The organism is Bacteroidales bacterium, from assembly GCA_029210725.1.
Lineage (GTDB): Bacteria > Bacteroidota > Bacteroidia > Bacteroidales.
The window spans coordinates 1-19,646 of record JARGFM010000019.1; the positions used below are offsets into that span (position 1 = coordinate 1).

The 19,646-nt window shown below is 46.9% G+C and carries 20 protein-coding genes; 12 read left to right on the forward strand and 8 right to left on the reverse strand.

Features of this window, described 5'->3' with window-relative positions; all coding sequences use genetic code 11:
- Positions 1–153: 153 nt before the first annotated feature.
- The 3 genes from P1P86_11395 to P1P86_11405 all read left to right on the forward strand — a co-directional run bounded on the left by P1P86_11395 (position 154) and on the right by P1P86_11405 (position 2,536).
- Positions 154–573 (forward strand): hypothetical protein, encoded by a 420-nt coding sequence (locus P1P86_11395; protein ID MDF1575781.1) that lies wholly within the window; start codon positions 154–156, stop codon positions 571–573.
- A 101-nt stretch (positions 574–674) separates the two neighbouring features.
- Entirely contained in the window at positions 675–1,463 is a 789-nt protein-coding gene (locus P1P86_11400) for a 2-oxo acid dehydrogenase subunit E2 (GenBank protein ID MDF1575782.1), read from the forward strand.
- Positions 1,460–2,536 carry a glycoside hydrolase family 43 protein gene (locus P1P86_11405; GenBank protein ID MDF1575783.1) on the forward strand — a complete coding sequence of 359 codons (1,077 nt, stop codon included), beginning with the start codon at positions 1,460–1,462 and terminating at the stop codon, positions 2,534–2,536. Before P1P86_11400 ends, P1P86_11405 begins: the two co-directional genes overlap by 4 nt.
- 56 nt (positions 2,537–2,592) lie before the next feature.
- Here the strand turns inward: P1P86_11405 and P1P86_11410 are convergent, their stop codons facing one another.
- Positions 2,593–3,840 carry a PQQ-binding-like beta-propeller repeat protein gene (locus tag P1P86_11410; GenBank protein ID MDF1575784.1) on the reverse strand — a complete coding sequence of 416 codons (1,248 nt, stop codon included), beginning with the start codon at positions 3,838–3,840 and terminating at the stop codon, positions 2,593–2,595.
- 176 nt (positions 3,841–4,016) lie between these two features.
- Between P1P86_11410 and P1P86_11415 the strand changes: the two genes are divergently transcribed.
- From P1P86_11415 to P1P86_11455, 9 genes are all read left to right on the forward strand, one after another.
- Entirely contained in the window at positions 4,017–4,505 is a 489-nt protein-coding gene (locus tag P1P86_11415) for a MarR family transcriptional regulator (protein MDF1575785.1), read from the forward strand.
- 80 nt (positions 4,506–4,585) lie between these two features.
- A complete protein-coding gene (gene ablA / locus P1P86_11420; protein MDF1575786.1) occupies positions 4,586–5,908 on the forward strand; it encodes a lysine 2,3-aminomutase in 1,323 nt (440 codons plus the stop codon).
- Positions 5,892–6,725, forward strand: a complete 834-nt coding sequence (gene ablB, locus P1P86_11425) for a putative beta-lysine N-acetyltransferase (GenBank protein ID MDF1575787.1) — start codon at positions 5,892–5,894, stop codon at positions 6,723–6,725. Before ablA ends, ablB begins: the two co-directional genes overlap by 17 nt.
- A 1-nt stretch (position 6,726) precedes the next feature.
- Complete coding sequence (locus tag P1P86_11430) at positions 6,727–6,936, forward strand: hypothetical protein (protein MDF1575788.1); 210 nt, start codon at positions 6,727–6,729, stop codon at positions 6,934–6,936.
- 233 nt (positions 6,937–7,169) lie between these two features.
- Positions 7,170–8,585, forward strand: coding sequence for a sodium:solute symporter family protein (locus P1P86_11435; protein ID MDF1575789.1), 1,416 nt, complete (start codon positions 7,170–7,172; stop codon positions 8,583–8,585).
- 182 nt (positions 8,586–8,767) lie between these two features.
- Entirely contained in the window at positions 8,768–9,259 is a 492-nt protein-coding gene (locus tag P1P86_11440; protein MDF1575790.1) for a hypothetical protein, read from the forward strand.
- A gap of 91 nt (positions 9,260–9,350) precedes the next feature.
- Positions 9,351–10,484, forward strand: a complete 1,134-nt coding sequence (locus P1P86_11445; protein MDF1575791.1) for a uroporphyrinogen decarboxylase family protein — start codon at positions 9,351–9,353, stop codon at positions 10,482–10,484.
- 103 nt (positions 10,485–10,587) lie between these two features.
- Positions 10,588–11,010 carry a DUF3788 family protein gene (locus P1P86_11450; GenBank protein MDF1575792.1) on the forward strand — a complete coding sequence of 141 codons (423 nt, stop codon included), beginning with the start codon at positions 10,588–10,590 and terminating at the stop codon, positions 11,008–11,010.
- Positions 11,011–11,102: 92 nt separating this feature from the next.
- On the forward strand, positions 11,103–12,551 hold the full coding sequence (locus P1P86_11455; GenBank protein ID MDF1575793.1) for a PQQ-binding-like beta-propeller repeat protein: 1,449 nt from the start codon (positions 11,103–11,105) through the stop codon (positions 12,549–12,551).
- Between the two features lie 63 nt (positions 12,552–12,614).
- Here the strand turns inward: P1P86_11455 and P1P86_11460 are convergent, their stop codons facing one another.
- The 7 genes from P1P86_11460 to P1P86_11490 all read right to left on the reverse strand — a co-directional run bounded on the left by P1P86_11460 (position 12,615) and on the right by P1P86_11490 (position 19,646).
- On the reverse strand, positions 12,615–14,066 hold the full coding sequence (locus P1P86_11460) for a DUF1593 domain-containing protein (protein MDF1575794.1): 1,452 nt from the start codon (positions 14,064–14,066) through the stop codon (positions 12,615–12,617).
- 172 nt (positions 14,067–14,238) lie between these two features.
- Entirely contained in the window at positions 14,239–16,032 is a 1,794-nt protein-coding gene (locus tag P1P86_11465; GenBank protein ID MDF1575795.1) for a DUF5916 domain-containing protein, read from the reverse strand.
- A gap of 117 nt (positions 16,033–16,149) precedes the next feature.
- On the reverse strand, positions 16,150–16,647 hold the full coding sequence (locus P1P86_11470) for a DUF4252 domain-containing protein (protein MDF1575796.1): 498 nt from the start codon (positions 16,645–16,647) through the stop codon (positions 16,150–16,152).
- A gap of 50 nt (positions 16,648–16,697) precedes the next feature.
- Positions 16,698–17,639: a tRNA epoxyqueuosine(34) reductase QueG gene (queG, locus tag P1P86_11475; GenBank protein MDF1575797.1), complete on the reverse strand. Its 942-nt coding sequence runs from the start codon at positions 17,637–17,639 to the stop codon at positions 16,698–16,700.
- Positions 17,640–17,648: 9 nt separating this feature from the next.
- Positions 17,649–17,960, reverse strand: coding sequence for an iron-sulfur cluster assembly protein (locus tag P1P86_11480; GenBank protein ID MDF1575798.1), 312 nt, complete (start codon positions 17,958–17,960; stop codon positions 17,649–17,651).
- Positions 17,961–17,968: 8 nt separating this feature from the next.
- Positions 17,969–18,409 (reverse strand): SufE family protein, encoded by a 441-nt coding sequence (locus P1P86_11485; GenBank protein MDF1575799.1) that lies wholly within the window; start codon positions 18,407–18,409, stop codon positions 17,969–17,971.
- A gap of 10 nt (positions 18,410–18,419) precedes the next feature.
- Positions 18,420–19,646: a cysteine desulfurase gene (locus tag P1P86_11490; protein ID MDF1575800.1), complete on the reverse strand. Its 1,227-nt coding sequence runs from the start codon at positions 19,644–19,646 to the stop codon at positions 18,420–18,422.

Genomic DNA, 19,646 nt, shown 5'->3' on the forward strand with positions numbered 1-19,646 from the left:
GATTGTTGTGTTTGGACGACATAGTTAATATACTCAAAAACAGTATATTAACGTAACAATCCTGCTGCTTTTTTCTTCTATATCTTGTTAGTTTTCAACATTTAAGAGAACTGCGAAACTTTAGTTAATGACTATTATTGGTAACTTGCAGCAATGATTGGAAGACTCATGAAGGAAGATGAACAAACGAGGGACTACATGATATCAATTGCAGGGAATCGCAATTATATAATCATTAAATACTTTGTGCCCATGACCTCAGAAGTTGCTTTAAAGTCAGGCCCGGAGTTACAGCGTCTTGCCACAGAGAACGACATCAGGAGGTTTCTGTTCGATATGCGGAATTCGACAAATATTCAAACAGTTACAGATAATTACTATTTTGCTTATCAGCATATTCAGACTTTTGATTTTCCAAGAAATTCACTTTCTGCATTTCTGATACAGCCTTCAGATAATTCTCATGACTTTATAAGCACGGCTTTCAAGAATGCAGGATATGAAGTTGTTAAATTCACAACGGAAGATACGGCGGTTAAATGGCTTAATGCCAATTTGGAAGGTGAATTATAAACGACCCTTCTTGCTAAAAAGCTATTAATGGCTTAGTTAGAATAGACCTGAAGTCTGAATGAAGCAGCCGGAGTTCTCTCCGGAATTATTTAGGAAACCGAATGAAAGAAATCCAGTACCCCTCCAGCCGGCGGTTCACCTTTGATGTGGGGAGGATCGGACGCGAGAAACATCATGTCAAAGCGCTGCTTGAAGTTGATATAAGCGAAGCCCGAAGCAAGATCAAGCAGTATAGGCGGTCCGGCAATAAAATGTCCTTCACCGCCTGGCTGATTAAGGTGATTGTCGACTGCGTTGCCCTTCATCCACCCATTAACGGTATCAACCGCCAAAGGGGAAACAGGGTGGTTGTATTCAGCGAGGTCGATATCTCCCTGGTTATTGAGAAGGAAGTGAAGGGAACCCGGGTTCCGCTTCCGTACGTGATACGAAAGGCAGATCAGAAAACCCATGATCAGATATATTCAGAGATTGAATCTGCAAAATCCCAGATCATTGAAGATGAAGGCGACTACGTGCTGGGCGAGAAGCACAACTCCTTAGGGATGAGGTTTTTTGCAGGCCTTCCGCAGGGGCTGCGTCTGACTTTAATGCGGATATTCCTGTTTAATAATCCTCAGCGATTAAAGGATAAGATGGGTACTGTGATGGTTACTACTGCCGGGATGGCTGGTCATACAAGGGGCTGGATCATACCTTTTAGCATGCATCCGCTCAGTCTGTCATTCGGTTCCTTAAATGAGCAACCTCCGGTGCATTCCGGAGAGATCCGGATCAGAGAGATCCTGCATTTGACGATACTGGTCGATCATGATGTGATCGACGGGATCCCGGCGGCGAAGTTTGTGGATGATCTGGTTAAAAAGATGGAAAGGGGCTATGGTTTATGAAAACAGGGGGCATCACTTTTGTATTATTACTTGTTATAGCTACATCCTGTAAGAACGGGGAAAAGCAAGGTGAAAGCGCAGAATATTCCGGGAATCCTGTATTCCCAGGGTGGTATGCAGATCCGGAAGGGATCATATTTGATGAAACATATTGGATCTATCCGACCTACTCGGATCATTACGAGTTTCCCGACACTTCCTCAGGCATGTCCGGGAAACAACTGGCAATGCGGGAAAATGCCATTAACCCACAGTATCTTATCCAGACTTTTTTTGACGCTTTTTCTTCCAGAGATCTGATCCATTGGACAAAACATTCTCATGTCCTGGACATACAGGATGTTTCGTGGGCGGCCTATTCCCTGTGGGCACCATCCATTGTCAGAGCCAACCAAAAGTATTATTTGTTTTTCTCGGCAAATGATATACAGAGTAATGATGAGCCGGGAGGTATCGGTGTTGCTGTTTCGGATAGTCCGGCGGGCCCTTTTGTCGATGCATTGGGTAAAGCCCTTATCGATGAATTTCACAATGGGGCCCAGCCGATTGATCAGTTTGTTTTTAAAGATGAGGATGGGCAGCATTATATGTACTACGGAGGATGGCGGCATTGCAATGTGGTAAAACTGCGTGATGACTTGCTGGGCCTTGAGCGCTTTGAAGACGGGGATCTCTATAAAGAGATCACTCCTGAGGATTATGTGGAAGGGCCCTTTGTATTAAAACGAAAGAATAAGTACTACCTGATGTGGTCGGAAGGGGGCTGGGGAGGACCCGATTACAGAGTCGCCTATGCCATGGCAGATTCTCCGGTGGGCCCTTTTGACAGGATAGGAACCATATTGCAGCAGGATTCTGCTCTTGCAAGAGGCGCGGGGCATCATTCGGTGATTTCGATCCCCGACTCGGATGAGTATTATATCGTCTATCACCGGCGACCCCTGAACACCGATGATCCCCATCACCGGGAAACCTGTATCGACCTGATGACATTTGACGCGAATGGATTTATTGAGCCGGTGGAAATGACTTTCGAAGGAGTGAAAAAGAGGTTCTTGGCAAATAAAGAGTAAGGGCTGTTTGTGAAAGAACGGAACATCTTCAGGCCCAAGGGCCTGTCCTCCGGCGATCAGCTACTACGCAGGGAGTAGACCATCAGAACATCGCCATGTCTCAGGAACATTTTTCCATCGAAGATGTAGGGGTGCGACCAGTGAGGACCGGTCCCTTTATCTATTTCAAATGAACTGATAACCCTGAAACCGGAAGGATCGGGCTTCACGAGACCCACATTTCCTCTTTTCTCCACATACACGTAGAGGAGGCCGTCGGCATAAACCATTTCCCCTTTTGAATTCCACTCCTCATCGTACATTACCTCACCCGTATTCCAGTCCAGGCAGGCCCAGGCCCCGGTGCCGTTGCTTATCCAGTAGGATCCATACAGGTAACCATCCAATTCAATGAGCCCGTGGTGATGGTTGTCCAGGAGCGTACTGGTGTAGACCTCTGATAGGGATGTTACATCGTCGTTGACTCTGAGCATTTTTGCAGGGTAATTGTATCCGATGGATAAGAAGATCATGTTGCCCTTCACCACCGGTGAGTTGGCCCAGATCATGCCCTTGGGCTGCCATGTCCACTGGGTGGAGTCGAAGTATTTATAGGAGGTTTTGATCTCCCCGTTTTCCGAATCCACAAGGTATAAATCGCTTGCCGAGGCGCCCAGGATATAATCTTTTCCGTTGAACCCGTGCAGGATGGGGGAGACATAGGAACGCTGGCCGTCGGTGCCTGGCGATTTCCAGATCTCTTCTCCGGTCATCTTATCGAAGGCTACAAAAGTCGCCACGGCGCTGGCCGGTGAACAGATCACCTTGTTGCCGACAATAAGCGGTGATTCGGCCACCCCCCAGACATGCCAGTCGGCCTGGTAGACTTCATCCACATTGATCTTCCAGTTGATCTCACCGGATTCCGCATTCAGACAAACCAATTCCCCGACCCCGCTGATGATGTAAATCCGGTCCTCTTCAATGGTGGGGGTGCTCCGGGTATTTGGATAGGACTGATCCCAGGACTTTCCATAAGGCACCTGCCATTTTTTCTCTCCATGGAAGTCAATACAGGTTAAATGATCCATGCCGCCGATCTTGCCGGAGGCATAGATGAATGTTCCATTGGAAATGACCGACGACCAGCCCTCTCCGATTCCTTCAAATTCCAGCAGCAGTTCAGGACCGCCTTCCGGCCATTCCTTCATGAGATTGGTTTCCGGGAATTTTCCATCCCTGTCTGGTCCGCGAAACTGATAAATCTGGGCCTGTGTTGCCGAAACAAATACAAGCGTTATAGCAAGGAGCAATAGTTTTTTCATATCTTATTATTTGGAAACGCAAACATACAAAAACATACAATTCAGGCCAAGCAGCCAACTCCGCCGTCAGCAGTCCGGCATTGCTGCCAATGGCTTATACACCCAGCGATTCGGTATATGAATCTGGAATAGGAATATTGCTAACTTATTCTTTTAACTTTATGAAAACTTCTCCTATGGAAACTACGGATATCCTCATTCAGATCAGGAAAATAGTCCGCTCGATCAATTTAGAATCCAAGAAAATACAAAAGGAGTACGGGGTAAGCATCCCCCAGGTCCTTTGTCTGAGCTATTTGCATAAGGCCCCGAACTATCTGGCAACTCAGGGTGAGGTGAAAAGGTTCTTAAACCTGAACTCAAGTACGGTAAGCGGGATCATTAACCGGCTGGAGAAAAAGGGATTGGTGGCCAGGCTGCCAAAGTCGGGAGATAAAAGGGTGGTAAATATAGCACTTACTTCCACGGGGGATGAACTCATTGCCTCCATGCCATCGCTTCTACACGAACAATTATCCGATAAATTGAACATTCTGGAAGCCTCAAAATTGGCGATGATAGAACAAAGCCTGGATATGCTGGTTCATTTGCTGGACATCCAGGCGGTTGATGCATCACCTATGATCACTATAGAGGGCAACCTGGAGGATCAGGAGGGATTATAGGGGGCCCTGTTCCGCATATGTTTGCCTAAGCAATACAATTTGTGTATTTTTGTTCGCACAGAAACTAAAATACACATCCAATGATATTTAATGCTATTCAGCAAGAATTAGGGACCCGCCTTGAAGAGGATCTCAGTATCTCTTCCTGGAAGGACTGGAAGTGGCATATCAAGCACTCAATTCGTTCACTCGATAAATTTGAACATTTAACCGGAATAAAAATTCCCGGGGATAAAAGGGAGGGGCTGGAACGCACGTTTAATAAGTTTCCGCTATCAATTACTCCCTACTACCTCTCTCTGATCGACCGGGATAACTATGAAAACGATCCCGTTTTTAAACAGGCTTTTGGCGGCGTTGAAGAATTAACCACGTTAAAGTCAGAGCTTAATGATCCGCTTTCCGAAGACCGGGATAGCCCAGTTCCGGGACTGACACATCGGTACCCGGACCGTGTACTTTTTCACGTGAGCAATGTATGTTCCATGTATTGCAGGCATTGTACCCGTAAACGTAAGGTGGGAGATGTGGACTATGTCCCATCCAGGGACCAGCTGTCTAAAGGGATCAGGTACATCGCAGAATCCCCCCAGGTGCGCGATGTCCTGTTATCGGGAGGAGATCCCCTGATGTTATCGGATGAGAAACTTGACTGGCTGTTATCTGAAATCCGTCGGATTCCTCATGTTGAAATTATTCGTATAGGAACCAGAATGCCTGTGGTTCTGCCATACCGCATAACGAATAAGCTGGTAGAAATATTGAAAAAGTATCATCCTCTCTGGATAAATACACATTTTAATCATCCCCGGGAAATTACAGAATCTTCAAAGGAGGCCATTGCCATGCTGGCAAATGGAGGGTTTCCCCTGGGCAATCAATCCGTGCTGCTTGCTGAAGTTAATGATTGCCCGAGGATCATGAAATCCCTGCTGCATAAACTTGTACAAAACCGGATAAGGCCTTATTATCTTTATCAATGTGATCTGGCCGAAGGATTATCTCATTTCAGAACCCCGATCGGGAAAGGGATTGAGATCATGGAAAGCCTTGTTGGCCATACAAGCGGTTTGGCCCGGCCTACCTATGTCATTGATGCTCCGGGGGGAGGCGGAAAAATACCGGTCATGCCCAACTATCTTATCTCCTGGTCGACCAATAAGGTAGTACTCAGGAATTATGAAGGGGTTATCACCACGTATAAAGAACCGGACAGTTACGAGCCCAAGTTTTGTGACCGGGATTGTGAAGCATGCAATCTGGAGCTCAAAACCGATGAAGTGGATGAATCAGAAGCCATTGGTATTGAAAAGCTCCTCTCGGATTCGGATGATACGATCTCCCTGTTCCCCGAGAATAACGAGCGAATCCAAAGGAGAGAAGAGCATGGAAGACAGAATTGAAAGAATAGGAAAAGAATCGGTCATTCAGCATGGTAAACTGAACGACCGGATCTATCTGATCAAACTTGGCATGGAGGATTTTCCAGGGATTCTGGACTCTATGCGCGATTTGGCCAGAGAGAACAGTTATACCAAAATATTCTGCAAAATCCCGGAGTGGGCGGCACCTTATTTTTTCGCTGATGGTTATATCACAGAAGCCTTCATTCCCGGATTTTACCAGGGCAAAGAGGCTGTGTTTTTTGTGTCGAAGTATCTGAACTCTGACAGGCTTTTGAATCTTGAAAATGAGAGTCTGACAAATTTGAGTCAATTACTGAAAAGCTCCCATAAACAAGACAATATGCTGAATAACGGGTCCTTAAAGGCCAGGCAGCTTGACGCTTCTGACGTAGATCAGATTACGGGTATTTACAGAAAGGTTTTTCAGAGTTATCCCTTTCCCATCCGGAACCCAGGATATATTCTTAAGACCATGAAGGAGAATGTCAGATATTTCGGAGTGATTAAAAATGAAAAGCTGCTTGCAGTTGCCTCCGCAGAGATTGATTTCGGGGGCAGAAATGCAGAGATGACTGATTTTGCCACCGAACCCGATCACCGGGGAGGTAAACTGGGTCAGGGTCTTTTGTCGAAGATGGAAGAGGAGATGAATGCTTTGGATATTAATACATTATATACGATTGCCCGGCTTCGGTCTGTTCCTATGAACAAGATCTTTCTGAAGCACCAGTATCAGTATGCAGGAACCCTGATCAAGAATACCAATATTTCGGGAAGCCTGGAGAGTATGAACGTATATTACAAACATATTTAGTATGCCAGTTGACCGGAATCTGGGATCAAGATGTAAGTACTCGGACCGCTGTCCCTTGTTTCAGGGTATTGGAATTCCGGAGCGAATGACCAGGTCCATTTGGAGAAACGTGTTTTGCTACCGGGGAGCGAAAGGCTGGAACAATTGCCAGCAATTCCTCCTCTTCGAAAAAGAGGAGAATGCCGGTGAATCCCAGGTTTCAATAAATTAAACAGAATAATTGCCAGTGAAAACCATATTCTTACGTGAAATAGAAAATCCAAAGGAAAAAGAGATCTTAAAGCTTCTTCATTCGAAGGGAAGCTGCCTGTATGGTGATATCTTTAAGCAACTTTCCATCTCCCCGACAGACGGGCAACAAATCATTTTCTCATTGCTTTCCAGGGGCTTGATCAAATTCCAATCCGGCTCAACAAATATTGAGCTCAATGCTGTACTGAAATAATGCATTTCCTGGATATTTCAATTTTTATTCTTTACCTGTTAGGGGTATTGGGGGTAGGCCTGTATTTCCTGAGGAGAAATCAGAGCACTGATGACTACTTTGTGGGCGGTCGCAAAATGAGCAGCCTTCATATCGGGCTTTCTGTGGTAGCCACAGATGTGGGAGGTGGTTTTTCCATTGGTTTGGGGGGATTGGGTTTTGTCATGGGAATATCGGGCAGCTGGCTCTTGTTCACCGGTCTTCTTGGGGCCTGGATAGCCGGAATTTTCCTGATTCCCCGGGTATTCAGCCTTGGGAGGGACAAGAGCTTCCTTACTTTCCCGCAACTCCTTTCTGATATCTTCAATCCAAAGGTGGCCCTTCTTGCCGGTCTGATTTCGGCTATCAGTTACCTGGGATTTACAAGCTCCCAGCTTCTTGCAGGCGCCAAACTGGCTTCTTCCACATTTAACGGCTTAGCGTTGGATCAGGCATTGTTGCTTATGGGAGTTATCGCTGTACTATATACAAGCCTTGGTGGGATGAAAGCAGTGATCTACACAGATACCTTCCAGTGGATCGTCCTGCTGACCGGGCTCTCTTTTATTGCATTACCTTTTTCCCTGAATGCTGTAGGGGGTTGGAGTGTTGTGAGAGAAACCCTGGGCGACGAGTTTCTGTCCATGAGAAATGTATCCTGGCAACAACTTGTCAACTGGGCCTTTACTATTTTACCTATCTGGTTTGTGGGTATGACTTTGTATCAGCGCATATATGCTTCCAGGAGCGAGAGAAGCGCCCGCAGGGCCTGGTTTATTGCCGGCCTTTTTGAATTCCCGGTAATGGCTTTCCTGGGGGTGATATTGGGAATGCTCTCCAGGGTGGCCATTAAACAGGGGATCATTACTCAATATACGCTTGCCAACATTGATCCGGAGCTGGGCTTGCCGGTTCTTCTGAAAACCATTTTACCTGTTGGCTTCCTTGGTATTATAATGGCCGTCTATTTTTCGGCCATTATGTCGACCGCAGATAGTTGCCTGATGGCTTCCTCCGGCAATATCCTGACAGATGTGCTGGGGAAACACCGTGGGAAACGCAGTCTTATTTACTCCCAGATACTGACCCTGATCATTGGTATACTGGCTCTCCTGCTGGCTATGCGAATGGAAAACGTACTTGAGTTGATGCTCCTTTCCTATGCTTTTATGGTTTCCGGATTAATTGTTCCGGTACTGGCCGGCCTGTTTACAAGAAAACCAGATTCACAGGCAGCCATGCTTGCCATGATTGGAGGAGGAACAACAACAAGTATTCTGGTGATTCTGGAACTGCCCCTGCCCCTGGAACTGGATGCTAACATTTTTGGGATAGCAGTGTCGCTGATGATTTATTTGGTAACTTTGGTATTAAAGCGAACAAAGAGCAAGTGTTAACTGTAAGAGTATAAGCCATGAAGCATTATTATTGCATGTTAATTTCCAGTTTGATATTTATTACAACGTATGCACAAACGAATTATATTGAAACGTCCCATTATCTTTTTTCTGAATTTACGCAGGGAGTTATTCTTCTGAAAGCTGGAACAAGAAATGACGCTTTGCTAAATTATAATTCATTGACTGAAGAGATGATTTTCGAAAATAATGGCCAGAAAAAAGCAATTGGAATAAATGAAATACTACTTGTCGATACGGTTTTTATTAAGGATAGAAAATTTGTTGCACTGAATGGAAAATTTGTGGAATTGGTATACCATTCAAATTGGGATCTTTATGTTGAACACAAGTGCAAAGTGGAGGAACAAGGTAAACCAGCCGGATACGGCGGAACATCTCATACTGGAGCTGCCACGTCAGTATCATCGTTATATGCACAGGGCAGAGTAGTTTACAATCTGAAATTGCCCGATGATTATAAAACAAAACCTTATTCCATTTATTGGTTAAAGAGAAAGGGCAACTTATATAAGTTCATGAAAATGAGTGAATTGAAGAAGTTATATAAAGACAAGAAGGAATTATTCACGAACTATTTAAAGATAAATCGTGTGAAATACCAGGATCAGGAAGGAATTATTCAATTCATTGGATATATGGAATCAAACTAAAATAGAAGTAGTTTTTTTGTCATGGTAATTAAAGCACACCGTACCCAATATATCCCATAAAAACTGAAAAGGGGTGGTATTTCTCTAGCATATGAATGGAAAAGAAAGAATACTAACAGCCCTTGAGATAAGAGAAGCGGATTGCGTCCCCTTGTATATCCACGGTATCAATGAGGCGCCAATCATCGGCATTGGAAAACAAATGACGGATGATCTTCCTGAACCCCGGGATTTCAGATTGATGAATGACCGGGATAAATTCAAGCTTGTGGATACGCTTTTTATGATCCATGAGCAGTTTGACATCGACGGCATCACGACTTTTGAACTAGGTCACGAAGAAAAAGTAGATGATCTTCATGTTAAAGATGGATTCGGAGTGGTCTACAAATTGTCGGAATACGGCATTCCCGTACCTGTTGGCCACCCTCTAAAAACGATGGCTGACCTGAAAAATTTCACTTCCCCGGTTCCCCGAAAAGAAGATTTGGGCCTTTTAAACCTTGCAGTTGAACGGTTCAAAGGTCAAAAGGCCACGTTTTGGCTTATGAGGGGCATTTTCGTCCGTTCATGGCGGTTGATCGGTATGACAAACTACATGCTAAATTTATATACCGATCCTGAATTTCTCCACCAGGTGGCGAAAATGATGTTGGAATTCAATCTTGCCCAGTTGGACCTGCTGGTTGAAGCTGGTCTTGATGTTCTTGTCATTGAAGATGATATTGCTATGGACAACGGGCCCATGATCTCTCTGGAACATTTCAAACTATTTGTAAATCAATACAACAGGCAGATCGTCGAAAGAGCGCATCAAAAAGGGCTTAAAGTGGTCAGACACTCTGATGGTAAGCTCTGGCCCCTTTTGGATGTTCTTATCGAAACCGGGTACGATGGGATCAATCCCCTGGAGCCCCAGGCTGGTATGGCAATGAAAAAGGTAAAAGATTACTGCGGTGATAAGATCTGTCTGTTAGGGAACATCGATTGTGTGGATCTTCTGCCCAATGGGACTCCAAAGCAGGTTGAGCAGGCCGTCATCCAAACGATTGAAGACGGGGCCGCTGGCGGCGGGTTGATAATCTGCTCTTCTAATTCGTTACATCCAGGGGTTAAGCCTGAGAACTGTATGGCGATGTTTGGGGCCGTTCGCAAACACGGTCAGTACAAAATTGCCGGCAATCGGGGGGGCGGGGATTGGCTCGAAAAAGCTTCTGAGAAATGAGAAAAGGCATGATCATTGACGGAGCAAAAAAATTAAAATGGCTGGTTGCTTTTAAAAATCAAAAAATCATACTAGCTTGTTGTTCCACCGTTAAAACATTATCATGGGAGCACAGCTTTTAAAAGATCCGGAGGTTTTTCCATCAGAAGAAGTGTTGGAAAAGGTGCTTGGCAAAACATATCCTGTATTCGAAGCGTTTATGAACGCCGCAGAATCTGAAGAGTTTAAACTCAACCCTGAATGGCGTTATTATAATGACGGCAAAGCATGGTTATGCAAAATAGTTTTTAAAAAGAAAACAGTAGTCTGGTTGTCGGTATGGTCAAACAGTTTTAAGGTTGCATTCTATTTCACAGAAAAGAGTGGTGAAGGAATAACTGAATTAGAAATTAGTGATTCGATAAAAGAGGCCTATATAAAGCATGTCCCAATCGGGAAATTAAAACCTGTTATTGTTGAGATAAGAGAGAAGTCTCAGCTTCCGGATATCTATTCCTTACTTGAGTATAAGATTGGAAAGCTTTGATCAAATAAATCACTAAACCGGATCCCTGTATCCTCTGCAGAAATTAGCGGCAGAGTCACCGGAGCCGGAATTTTAAAAAATTGGAGGTAATTATGAAGGCAAAAATTAGTTCTGGCTTGCTGGTCACGATGGTGATTTTAGCGCTTCATATGGACAGCTCTGTTTATGGCCAAAATTGGCCAATGATAAATTTCAATAAGGAAAGAACATCATGGGTCTCTGGTGAAACTGTACTTCATCCACCACTGCAGCAAAAAAATGAGATTCCTGTTAAATCCACCGGAGACTATATAAGGCTCAACTATCTGACCTTTTTTGATAACCTGCTTGCTCTGGCTGTTGGCAGGGATCCAAATACGTTAGAGGTTGTTGATATAGTGAGTGGTGATACCTTATGGACTTTTGAAGTTGCTGATTCGGAGGGAGCTATGAGTTTTGTATGTGCGCAGAATGATTCCATGATTTTCGCGGGAGGTCAGCGCGGATGGGGGCTTTTTGCGCTTAATGCCATAACGGGAGCGCAGAAGTGGAGTAAACCCGTTGGCAATCTTTACGCCAGAAGTATCATACTTGACAACGAATTTGCTTACATTCTTGGTGACAGTCTTTACTGCCTTTCTATTGCAGATGGATCAACAGTTTGGTCTAAGAATATATCCTTTCAAAGTACCCCGGCTGTGGATGATAAGTATGTATATGTTGTAGGAAACTATAAGGCTCAGGTCTTCGATAAATTGTCGGGCGAACTTGAGTGGTGGAGACCGGTTTCTGAACGAACGACAGGGGGAACTGTGGTGGACAATGACTGTTTTTACACGCAGTCCAATGATACGATTTTTGCATATAACAAAGAGAGCTGGGATGAAAAATGGATCTATGTAAGTCCAGGTGATACGATCCAGTCTGAAGCACAAAATTCAATCGCCATTACGGATAACAGATTATGTTTTACAATAAAGGGTAATAGTGAAGGAGACGGAGAATTGGTTACATTAAATAAAGAAACCGGTGGATTCATTTGGGCTCATTCATTTCCAGAAGACTACATGTTTGCACCCACTATTGCCAATGGGGTAGTGTATATTATACCATATCCGGAGGCTGCATTGTATGGGTTTAATCTGGAAAATGGAACGCAGCTTTTTTATGATGACTCTTTTTCATACACAGGTCAGGCAATTGTGGCAAATCATCAACTATTTGTTGTAACACGTTATAGTGTCGTTGTATTTGGAAATTCCGAAACAAGCCTGGAGGATTCGGAAAATTCAGATCTCTCAGCATTTGAACTCATGCAAAATTTTCCGAATCCTTTTAGTACCATGACAAGGATCAGATTCAATCTGCCACAGAGCGCGTTTGCAGACTTAAAAGTCTATAACTCCCTGGGTGAAGAAATCTGTACGTTGGTCAGGGAAGAGCGGGCACCCGGTCTGCACAGTATTGATTTTGATGGCACTCACCTGCCTGGCGGATTATACTTTTATAAATTGGATGCTGGTTCATTCGAAACTACAAGGCAGATGGTAGTAATTAAATAGCAGGACCCGGTCACTCTCAATGGAGGGGGTATCGTTGTTCCTCCTGACCTCAAAGCCCGTTTCTCACGGGACCACTGTAACGATCACCCTTCTGTAGCTGGATAAGGCCGGGCTTCCTTTATCTGTGACCCTCAGGATGAAATGGACAGTTTGGGGGCTCTCCACCACGGGTGCCCTGATGGTGTGAATATTATAGAGGTTTTCGGCAAAAGGCCTGAAATTAACAATCCCGTCGAAGGACCCTGCTTCGGGGTATTGGAACCACCAGTAACTAAGCCCGTCACCGTCAGGATCATAAGACCCATCAGCATCCAGCTTGAAGTTTTCTCCGGATTTGACAGTGAACTGAGCTGGCTGGTTGATCCCGGCTACAGGTGCGTGATTGGCCTCTTCGTAAGAGAGGATGCACCAGTCCATCCGGGTGGCAAAATCATGCTGGAAGTCTTCCCTCCATCTCCAGAGAGTGACATGATTACCCGTGTACTCTGCCGTATCGGGCCGGATGGCCCTGCCTGTATAATTGGGTATGCGGGGCCGGTAGGTATCCTCCGTATTGGTCCAGATGGGACGGGTTTCCACCACCTGGTTACCGGCAGTTTGAATGCCGGGTGATGGTGCTGCAGGGTCCGGAGTGTAAAGGTCATACCGGCCTCCCCAGCTACCGTATTCGGGATGGTTGTCCCAGTATGGGTTCAGTCCGTTGGGGATCAACGACAACCAGGAAGGGGTATCACCTTCCATTCCATAGGCCACATCGGGATACTCTGCTCCAAGGGGACCATGGCCCTGCTGGATGTTTTCAGTGAGCCAGGGGTTGCTGATCACTTCGTTATTGGCTCCGGGGATCTCCCGGTTGATAGCCGACCAGGTGGCGGTTCGGTAATTACCCGGACTGACCACGTAGAACAAATCCGGAAATTCCTTTCGCATCCACGGCCCTGAGTCATCCTGGTCCGAGATGGTATAGACTCTTAGTTTATTAATCAAACGGACCGCTTCGCTTGCATTTTTTGTTTTCCGGATCTTCCAGAGAGCCTGAGCCAGGGTATTGGGGCCACCCCAAACCGATACCCAGAGCGGACGGGCATCCTCTTTCTCCAGGACCCGGATGATCCAGTCGGATCCCCCGGAATCCTTTCCTTCTCCGACGGCCTCCATGCCATAAGCCGGCAGCCCTTGTTTCACAAGCGCATGCAGATCACCGGCCTCCGGAAAGTCCGGATCGTGTTTGAGCAGGTTCGGCTGCACTTTGGAATAAGCTTCAATGATCCTGTGAACGGTTTCCGGAGCCACCCTGGATCTCTGGTGGGTGGATGTGGTGGCGATCAGTCCCTCGATATCTATTTCATTGGCATAGAGGAGCAAGCGGACAAGTGTCTGAGCGTCATCGGGATCAGCCTCTATATCGGTGAGTACCAGCAAACGGTGCCGGGTTGTTTCCTGGGCTGCCGTGAGTGCCGGATGAATCAATATAAGAATTGCGATGAACAGTAATACGGTCATTCTGGTTTTCATGGCCTGCGGTTTTTTTTCAGTGTGAAATGTTGTGACTACCAAATATCGTTAGTTTTCGGAACTAAAAGAAAAGAAACAGGTGAATCTATTTCTCGTGATATTTACTTTGATTAAAAGCTCCATCTGCTGCGCCTAACTTTGGTCAAATATTAGGCAGAACCTATTTCCTATATTAAGCACAGCAAATCCAGTAATCGTTAAAGAGTTTTACGTAGGTATCTTCCAGCTCGAATCGCAAATCACTGGTGTTTATGAATCGGATTCGGTATCCCAGCGAAGCCTCCCGGTCCGTGAAGCTCCAGTCCCCGTCCAGGTAGCTAAAGAACCGGGCCGTTGGGCCGTGCCGGCTGATCACCCTGCTATCCGGATAAAACTGATAGGAGATATAGGGACCGAACATGAAATATCCCGTTCTTGGGAAGAAACCCATCTCGGCATTGAATCCCTCTCCGATGTATTCATGAGTCCAGAATACACTTATATTTCTCTCATTGTATCTCAGACTGGTCCCATGGGACCAGTTCCCGGTTTGACGGACGGGATCATCGGAACGAAATCCATAAATAGATCCGGTCCATTTATCATTCTGCGTCAAGAGGTTGTACTGAAGCCCGTACACCCGGTTATACCGGTTCTGGTCGCCAAAGTCAAAACCCCTGTCCTGGTCCTTATTGAAATTGATGGCCTGCTTGTTGGTGATAATCCCGGAAATGCTTGAACGGCCGAAGATCTGTTTCCGGAAGGTGGCAACCGTATAATTAAAGGCCGGAATATCATCCCCATCGTCCGCCATCAGGTTTGTGGACTGGGCATTTAACAATCCTGTACTAAAACCCCTTCCCAGCAGGCCGCTCATGCGGGCCCCGAATAAAAGGGGAGCATTCAGTCCTATTCTCCTGGAAAAGAACACCTGGGAACGCCTGAAACCAAAATCGCTGAAAAGATCGCTGTTCTCCAGGAAGAATTGCCTTTTTTCAGGAAAGAACAGTTCAAACCGGGTGATGTTGGTCTGCTGTTCGTCCACCTCCACGGTGGAGAAGTCCGGGTTGACCGTCAAATCGAGGTTCATGGAAGTGGAGAGTGCGATTTTCCCGTCAAATCCCGCTTTCCCGTCAAATTGGACCTTGTTATTTACAGCCATATCCTGGTTGGCCGAACCTGACAGGTAGGGAATGAGGGAAATATTTGCTCCGGCGGGAGGGGGTACCGTGTCCCATTTCAATCCTCCGGAAAAAGTAAGCGAGGTGGGACGGTACTGACGCTCCACCCGGGTCCAGGTGGACCGTTCGTTCCTTTTCATGTCATTGCGCACCAGCTGGATGTTCCATTGGGTGATCTTATCGTTGTAGCGTATGGTCTTAAACGGGATCCTGATCTCCGCGGTCCAGCTGCTGTCGTTCCTCTGAACCTCCGAGTACCAGATGTTGTCCCAGGAGGATGAAACGGGAGTAAAGCCGCCTCCGCCCCCCGACAACAATCCTTCCAGTTGAACTCCCAGGGGTGAAACTGCAAATACAAAGCCATTGGTCAGATCGTCATAGGGATCCAGGATCAGCATGAAATAGTCGTTATCCTGATACCTGAAATCCCGTTTCAGGGATTCAACCACATATTTCCCCGGTAAGTTGTCGAAGCAGGTGATGCCTGCATAAAGGCTGTTGTGATTATAAGTAAAGCGGACTTCCGTTTTTGACTCTGCCGGGGACTGATCAGATGGGAAATTCTGCTGAAAGCCGGTGGCAATTTCCGCAGCTGACCAGGCCTTCTCATTTAAGCTGCCATCCAGGACGATATCCGATTGGCTTTGGACGATGTTTACGGTTTTTTCCGGGATTCTTCTGCTCCTTGCCTTTGCTGTAAAAAAGAGCTCAAAGCGGTCCTGTGCAAGCAATGGGGACACCTGCATCAAACAGAACAGAACCGCAAGGATTGCCTGGCACCTGAAAAACACAGAAGGCCTGCTCATTTCCACATTTTTGAATGGGATAGAGCTTCTATCCGATCAACAAGTTAATCAAGACTTTTGCTTTATCCAACACAGGCAGGGAAAATCCATGTTACAGAAGCCTTATGGTGAGCATGATCAGAGCCGGGTGGTGAAGTGGAGCTCGTCGACTCCGGCCACCTCCGCCAGGTTCTCGAGCAGGTCGCTCTCCATGCGTCCCCGTACATGAACCAGCACATTTTCACCGCCTCCCACCACTACGATCAGGTCCCTGATCTTGCCGTTCCTTTCCCGGGCGGCAATGAGCACGTCTTCGCCATCCTCATGCACCTCCATTAACAACTGGTAATGATCGGCGGAAAGATTGATCTCTTCGGTGAAATTCACCTCCGGATACAGGTACGATTCTTCAATGGTCAGCACGGTCACCGATCTTAAGGAGCGGAGCAGAACTCTCTCCTCGTAGTCGAGGTCCCCGATGAATCCGGCCAGACGCATGACAAATCCGGGAATCTTCAGGGCCACCACGCTCTCTTCGCCCCTGTACTGGTAGTAAAGCCTGTCAAAACCAGCAGGCTGGGCAAAAAGGCTTAGTCCGCCTGAGATGATCAGTAGGGATAGTATCAGTTTTTTCATTTTGTTCGTCTTTTGGGTTCTGTATCTAAGACGAACAGTCTGCGATCTTGTTACAGCTTTTGTTCTCCCGGATCCTGTTTTTTTTGAAGAGAGGCCAGAGTTCTTTTGATTTTGGTGTACCCGGCTCTCTGAACAGCGGACTCATGAAACAGTTGTCCGAACTCCTCCGGGCTCATCTCCTGCCAGTCATCTCCCGACATGTTCAATAATCTCTGATCCGGTTCAAAAGCAGCTTCCCGGTGTCTGGTCGCTTTTCGGTTCCAGGGACATACATCCTGGCAGATATCACAGCCGAATACCCTCCCCCTGAGCCTGTCTTCGATCTCCGGGGATATCTCTCCCCTGTTTTCGATGGTCTGATACGAAATGCAGCGTTCAGAGTCCAGGGTCCGGTTTGCCAGGATGGCCTGGGTGGGACAGGCCTCGATGCAGAGGGTACAGCTCCCGCAAAAGTCGCTCTCCGGCACCTGGTTATAGTCCAGTTCCAGGTTCAGGATAATCTCCCCGATAAAGACAAAAGAACCGGCAGTACGGGAAATCAGGTTCGAATTTTTTCCAATCCAGCCCAGTCCGGCCCTGAGGGCCCAGGCACGATCCAGTACAGGGGCCGAATCCACAAATACCCTTCCTTCTGCTTCCGGGTGCATGGTTTTGATAAAGGCGAAAAGCATATGCATCTTGTCTTTCAGAACAAAGTGATAGTCTCTTCCGTAGGCGTATTTGGACAGGACGGGTGCGTCAGGATCTGCCTGAACCAGGTCGGTATAGTAATTATACAGCAGGGAGATCACCGTCCTGGCACCTTCGACCAGTTTGGTGGGATCGGTACGTTTTTCTAAATGATTGGCCATATAGCCCATGCGGGCATGGCAGCCTTTTTGCAGCCAGGCTTCCAGGCGCCGGGCGTCACCGGGCAGAGCTTCCGCCCTGGAAAATCCACAGCCGGCAAAGCCCAGCTCCAGTGCTTTTTCCTGAATAGCCGCTGACAACATATCGAGAATTTATAGCAGACCCAGTTCCAGTCTGGCTTCCTCGGAAAGCATGGATTTGTCCCAGGGTGGTTCAAAGACCAGATTGATATGGGTCTTTTCCACCTCTTCCAGGGCGTTGACCGCAGTTTCCACATCCATCAGAAGAATATCCACCATAGGGCAGTTGGGCGTGGTCAGGGTCATTTCGATATTAGCCTCCTTCTCATCGCTATAATCGATCTTGTAGATCAGTCCCAGGTCATAAATATTCACAGGGATCTCGGGATCGTATACCGTTTTCAGAGCTGTAACGATTTTTGCTTCTATCTCTAAAAAGTCCAGTGATTCACTCATGATTTCGGGTTATAGTTCTCTTTGGCCTGATAAGCCATGGCATACAGGCGCATCTTCTTCACCATGGCCAGTAATCCATTGGAGCGGGTGGGGGAGAGATTCTGACTCAGTCCGATCTCATCGATAAAAAAGAGTTTATTATCCAGGATATCGGAGGGTGTCCGGTTGTTCATCAGTTTAATCAGGAGCGCCACAATACCTTTCACAATAATGGCATCACTATCGGCCTTAAATTGCAGCTTCCCATCGACCAGCTCGGCATGAAGCCAGACCTTCGACTGGCAGCCGTTGATCAGAAACTCGTTAGTGCGGTATCTGGGATCGATCTCCGGAAGACTGTTTCCCAGTTCAATGAGATAGTTGTAACGGTCAAGCCAGTCCTCAAATACCGAAAACTCATCTACAATGTCCTGTTGTGTTTCGTTAAAATCTGTCATTTCTGAAGCATTAAGTCAGCATTTCCATGGTCTTTTGAATGCCATGGGCCAGGGCATCCACCTCCTCCCTGGTATTATAGAACACCAGAGAGGCCCTGATGGTTCCATCAATGCCAAAATGGTCCATCACCGGCTGCGTGCAGTGGGTACCCGTCCGGACGGCAATTCCCATCTTGTCCAGGATCATACCTGCATCATAGGGATGAATATCCTTCAGCAGAAAGGAGAATACAGAAATCCGGTGGCTGGCTGTCCCGTACATCTTCAAGCCCCCGATCCCTCCCAGTCTCTCCAGGGCGTATCTGCTCAGTTGCTCTTCGTAGCGGACGATGGCTTCAAATCCAATGGATTGAAGATAGTTAAGCGCTGCTGCCAGTCCGATGGCTCCGGTATAGTGGGTGGTTCCTGCTTCAAATTTATAAGGGAGGGAGTTGTAGGTAGTGCGATCAAAGCTTACCTGGTCCACCATATCGCCACCGCCCTGGCAGGGGGGAAGTTCCTCCAGAATGGATTCTTTCCCGTAGAGAATGCCCGACCCGGTGGGCCCGAATATCTTATGGGAGGAGAAGACGTAGAAATCACAATCCAGTTCCCGGACATCCACCGCACCATGCTGCACCATCTGGGCTCCGTCGAGCAATACAGGGATCCCTTTGGCATGGGCCTTCCGGATGACCGTTTTCACCGGATTGATGGTCCCCAGCGAGTTGGAGGCATGGGTCAGGGCCACGATCCTGGTTTTTTCGTTAAGCAGTTTGTCCAGATTATCCAGGACCAGTTCCCCCTCCTCATTAAAGGGGATCACCCGGAGGAGGGCCCCTTTGCGTTCGCATAACATCTGCCAGGGAACGATATTGGAATGGTGCTCCATCTCCGAAATCAAGACTTCATCCCCTCCTTTCACATACTTTTCACCAAAAGAGTAGGCCACCGTATTGATAGATCCGGTTGCACCGCTGGTGAAGATAATCTCTGTGCTGGAAGAGGCGTTCAGAAAGGCACGGACGGTCTCCCTGGCCGCCTCATACCGGGCCGTCATCTGTTCACTCAGGTAGTGAATGCCTCGGTGGATGGAACTGTTCTGACGCTCCATCAGGTCCTTCACCGTATCGATGACCACCTGTGGTTTTTGGGTAGTGGCCCCGTTATCCAGATAGATCAAAGGTTTTTTATATACCTGCCGATGAAGTATGGGAAAGTCGTTACGGATTTGTTCTATTTGAAAAGTCCTGGTCAT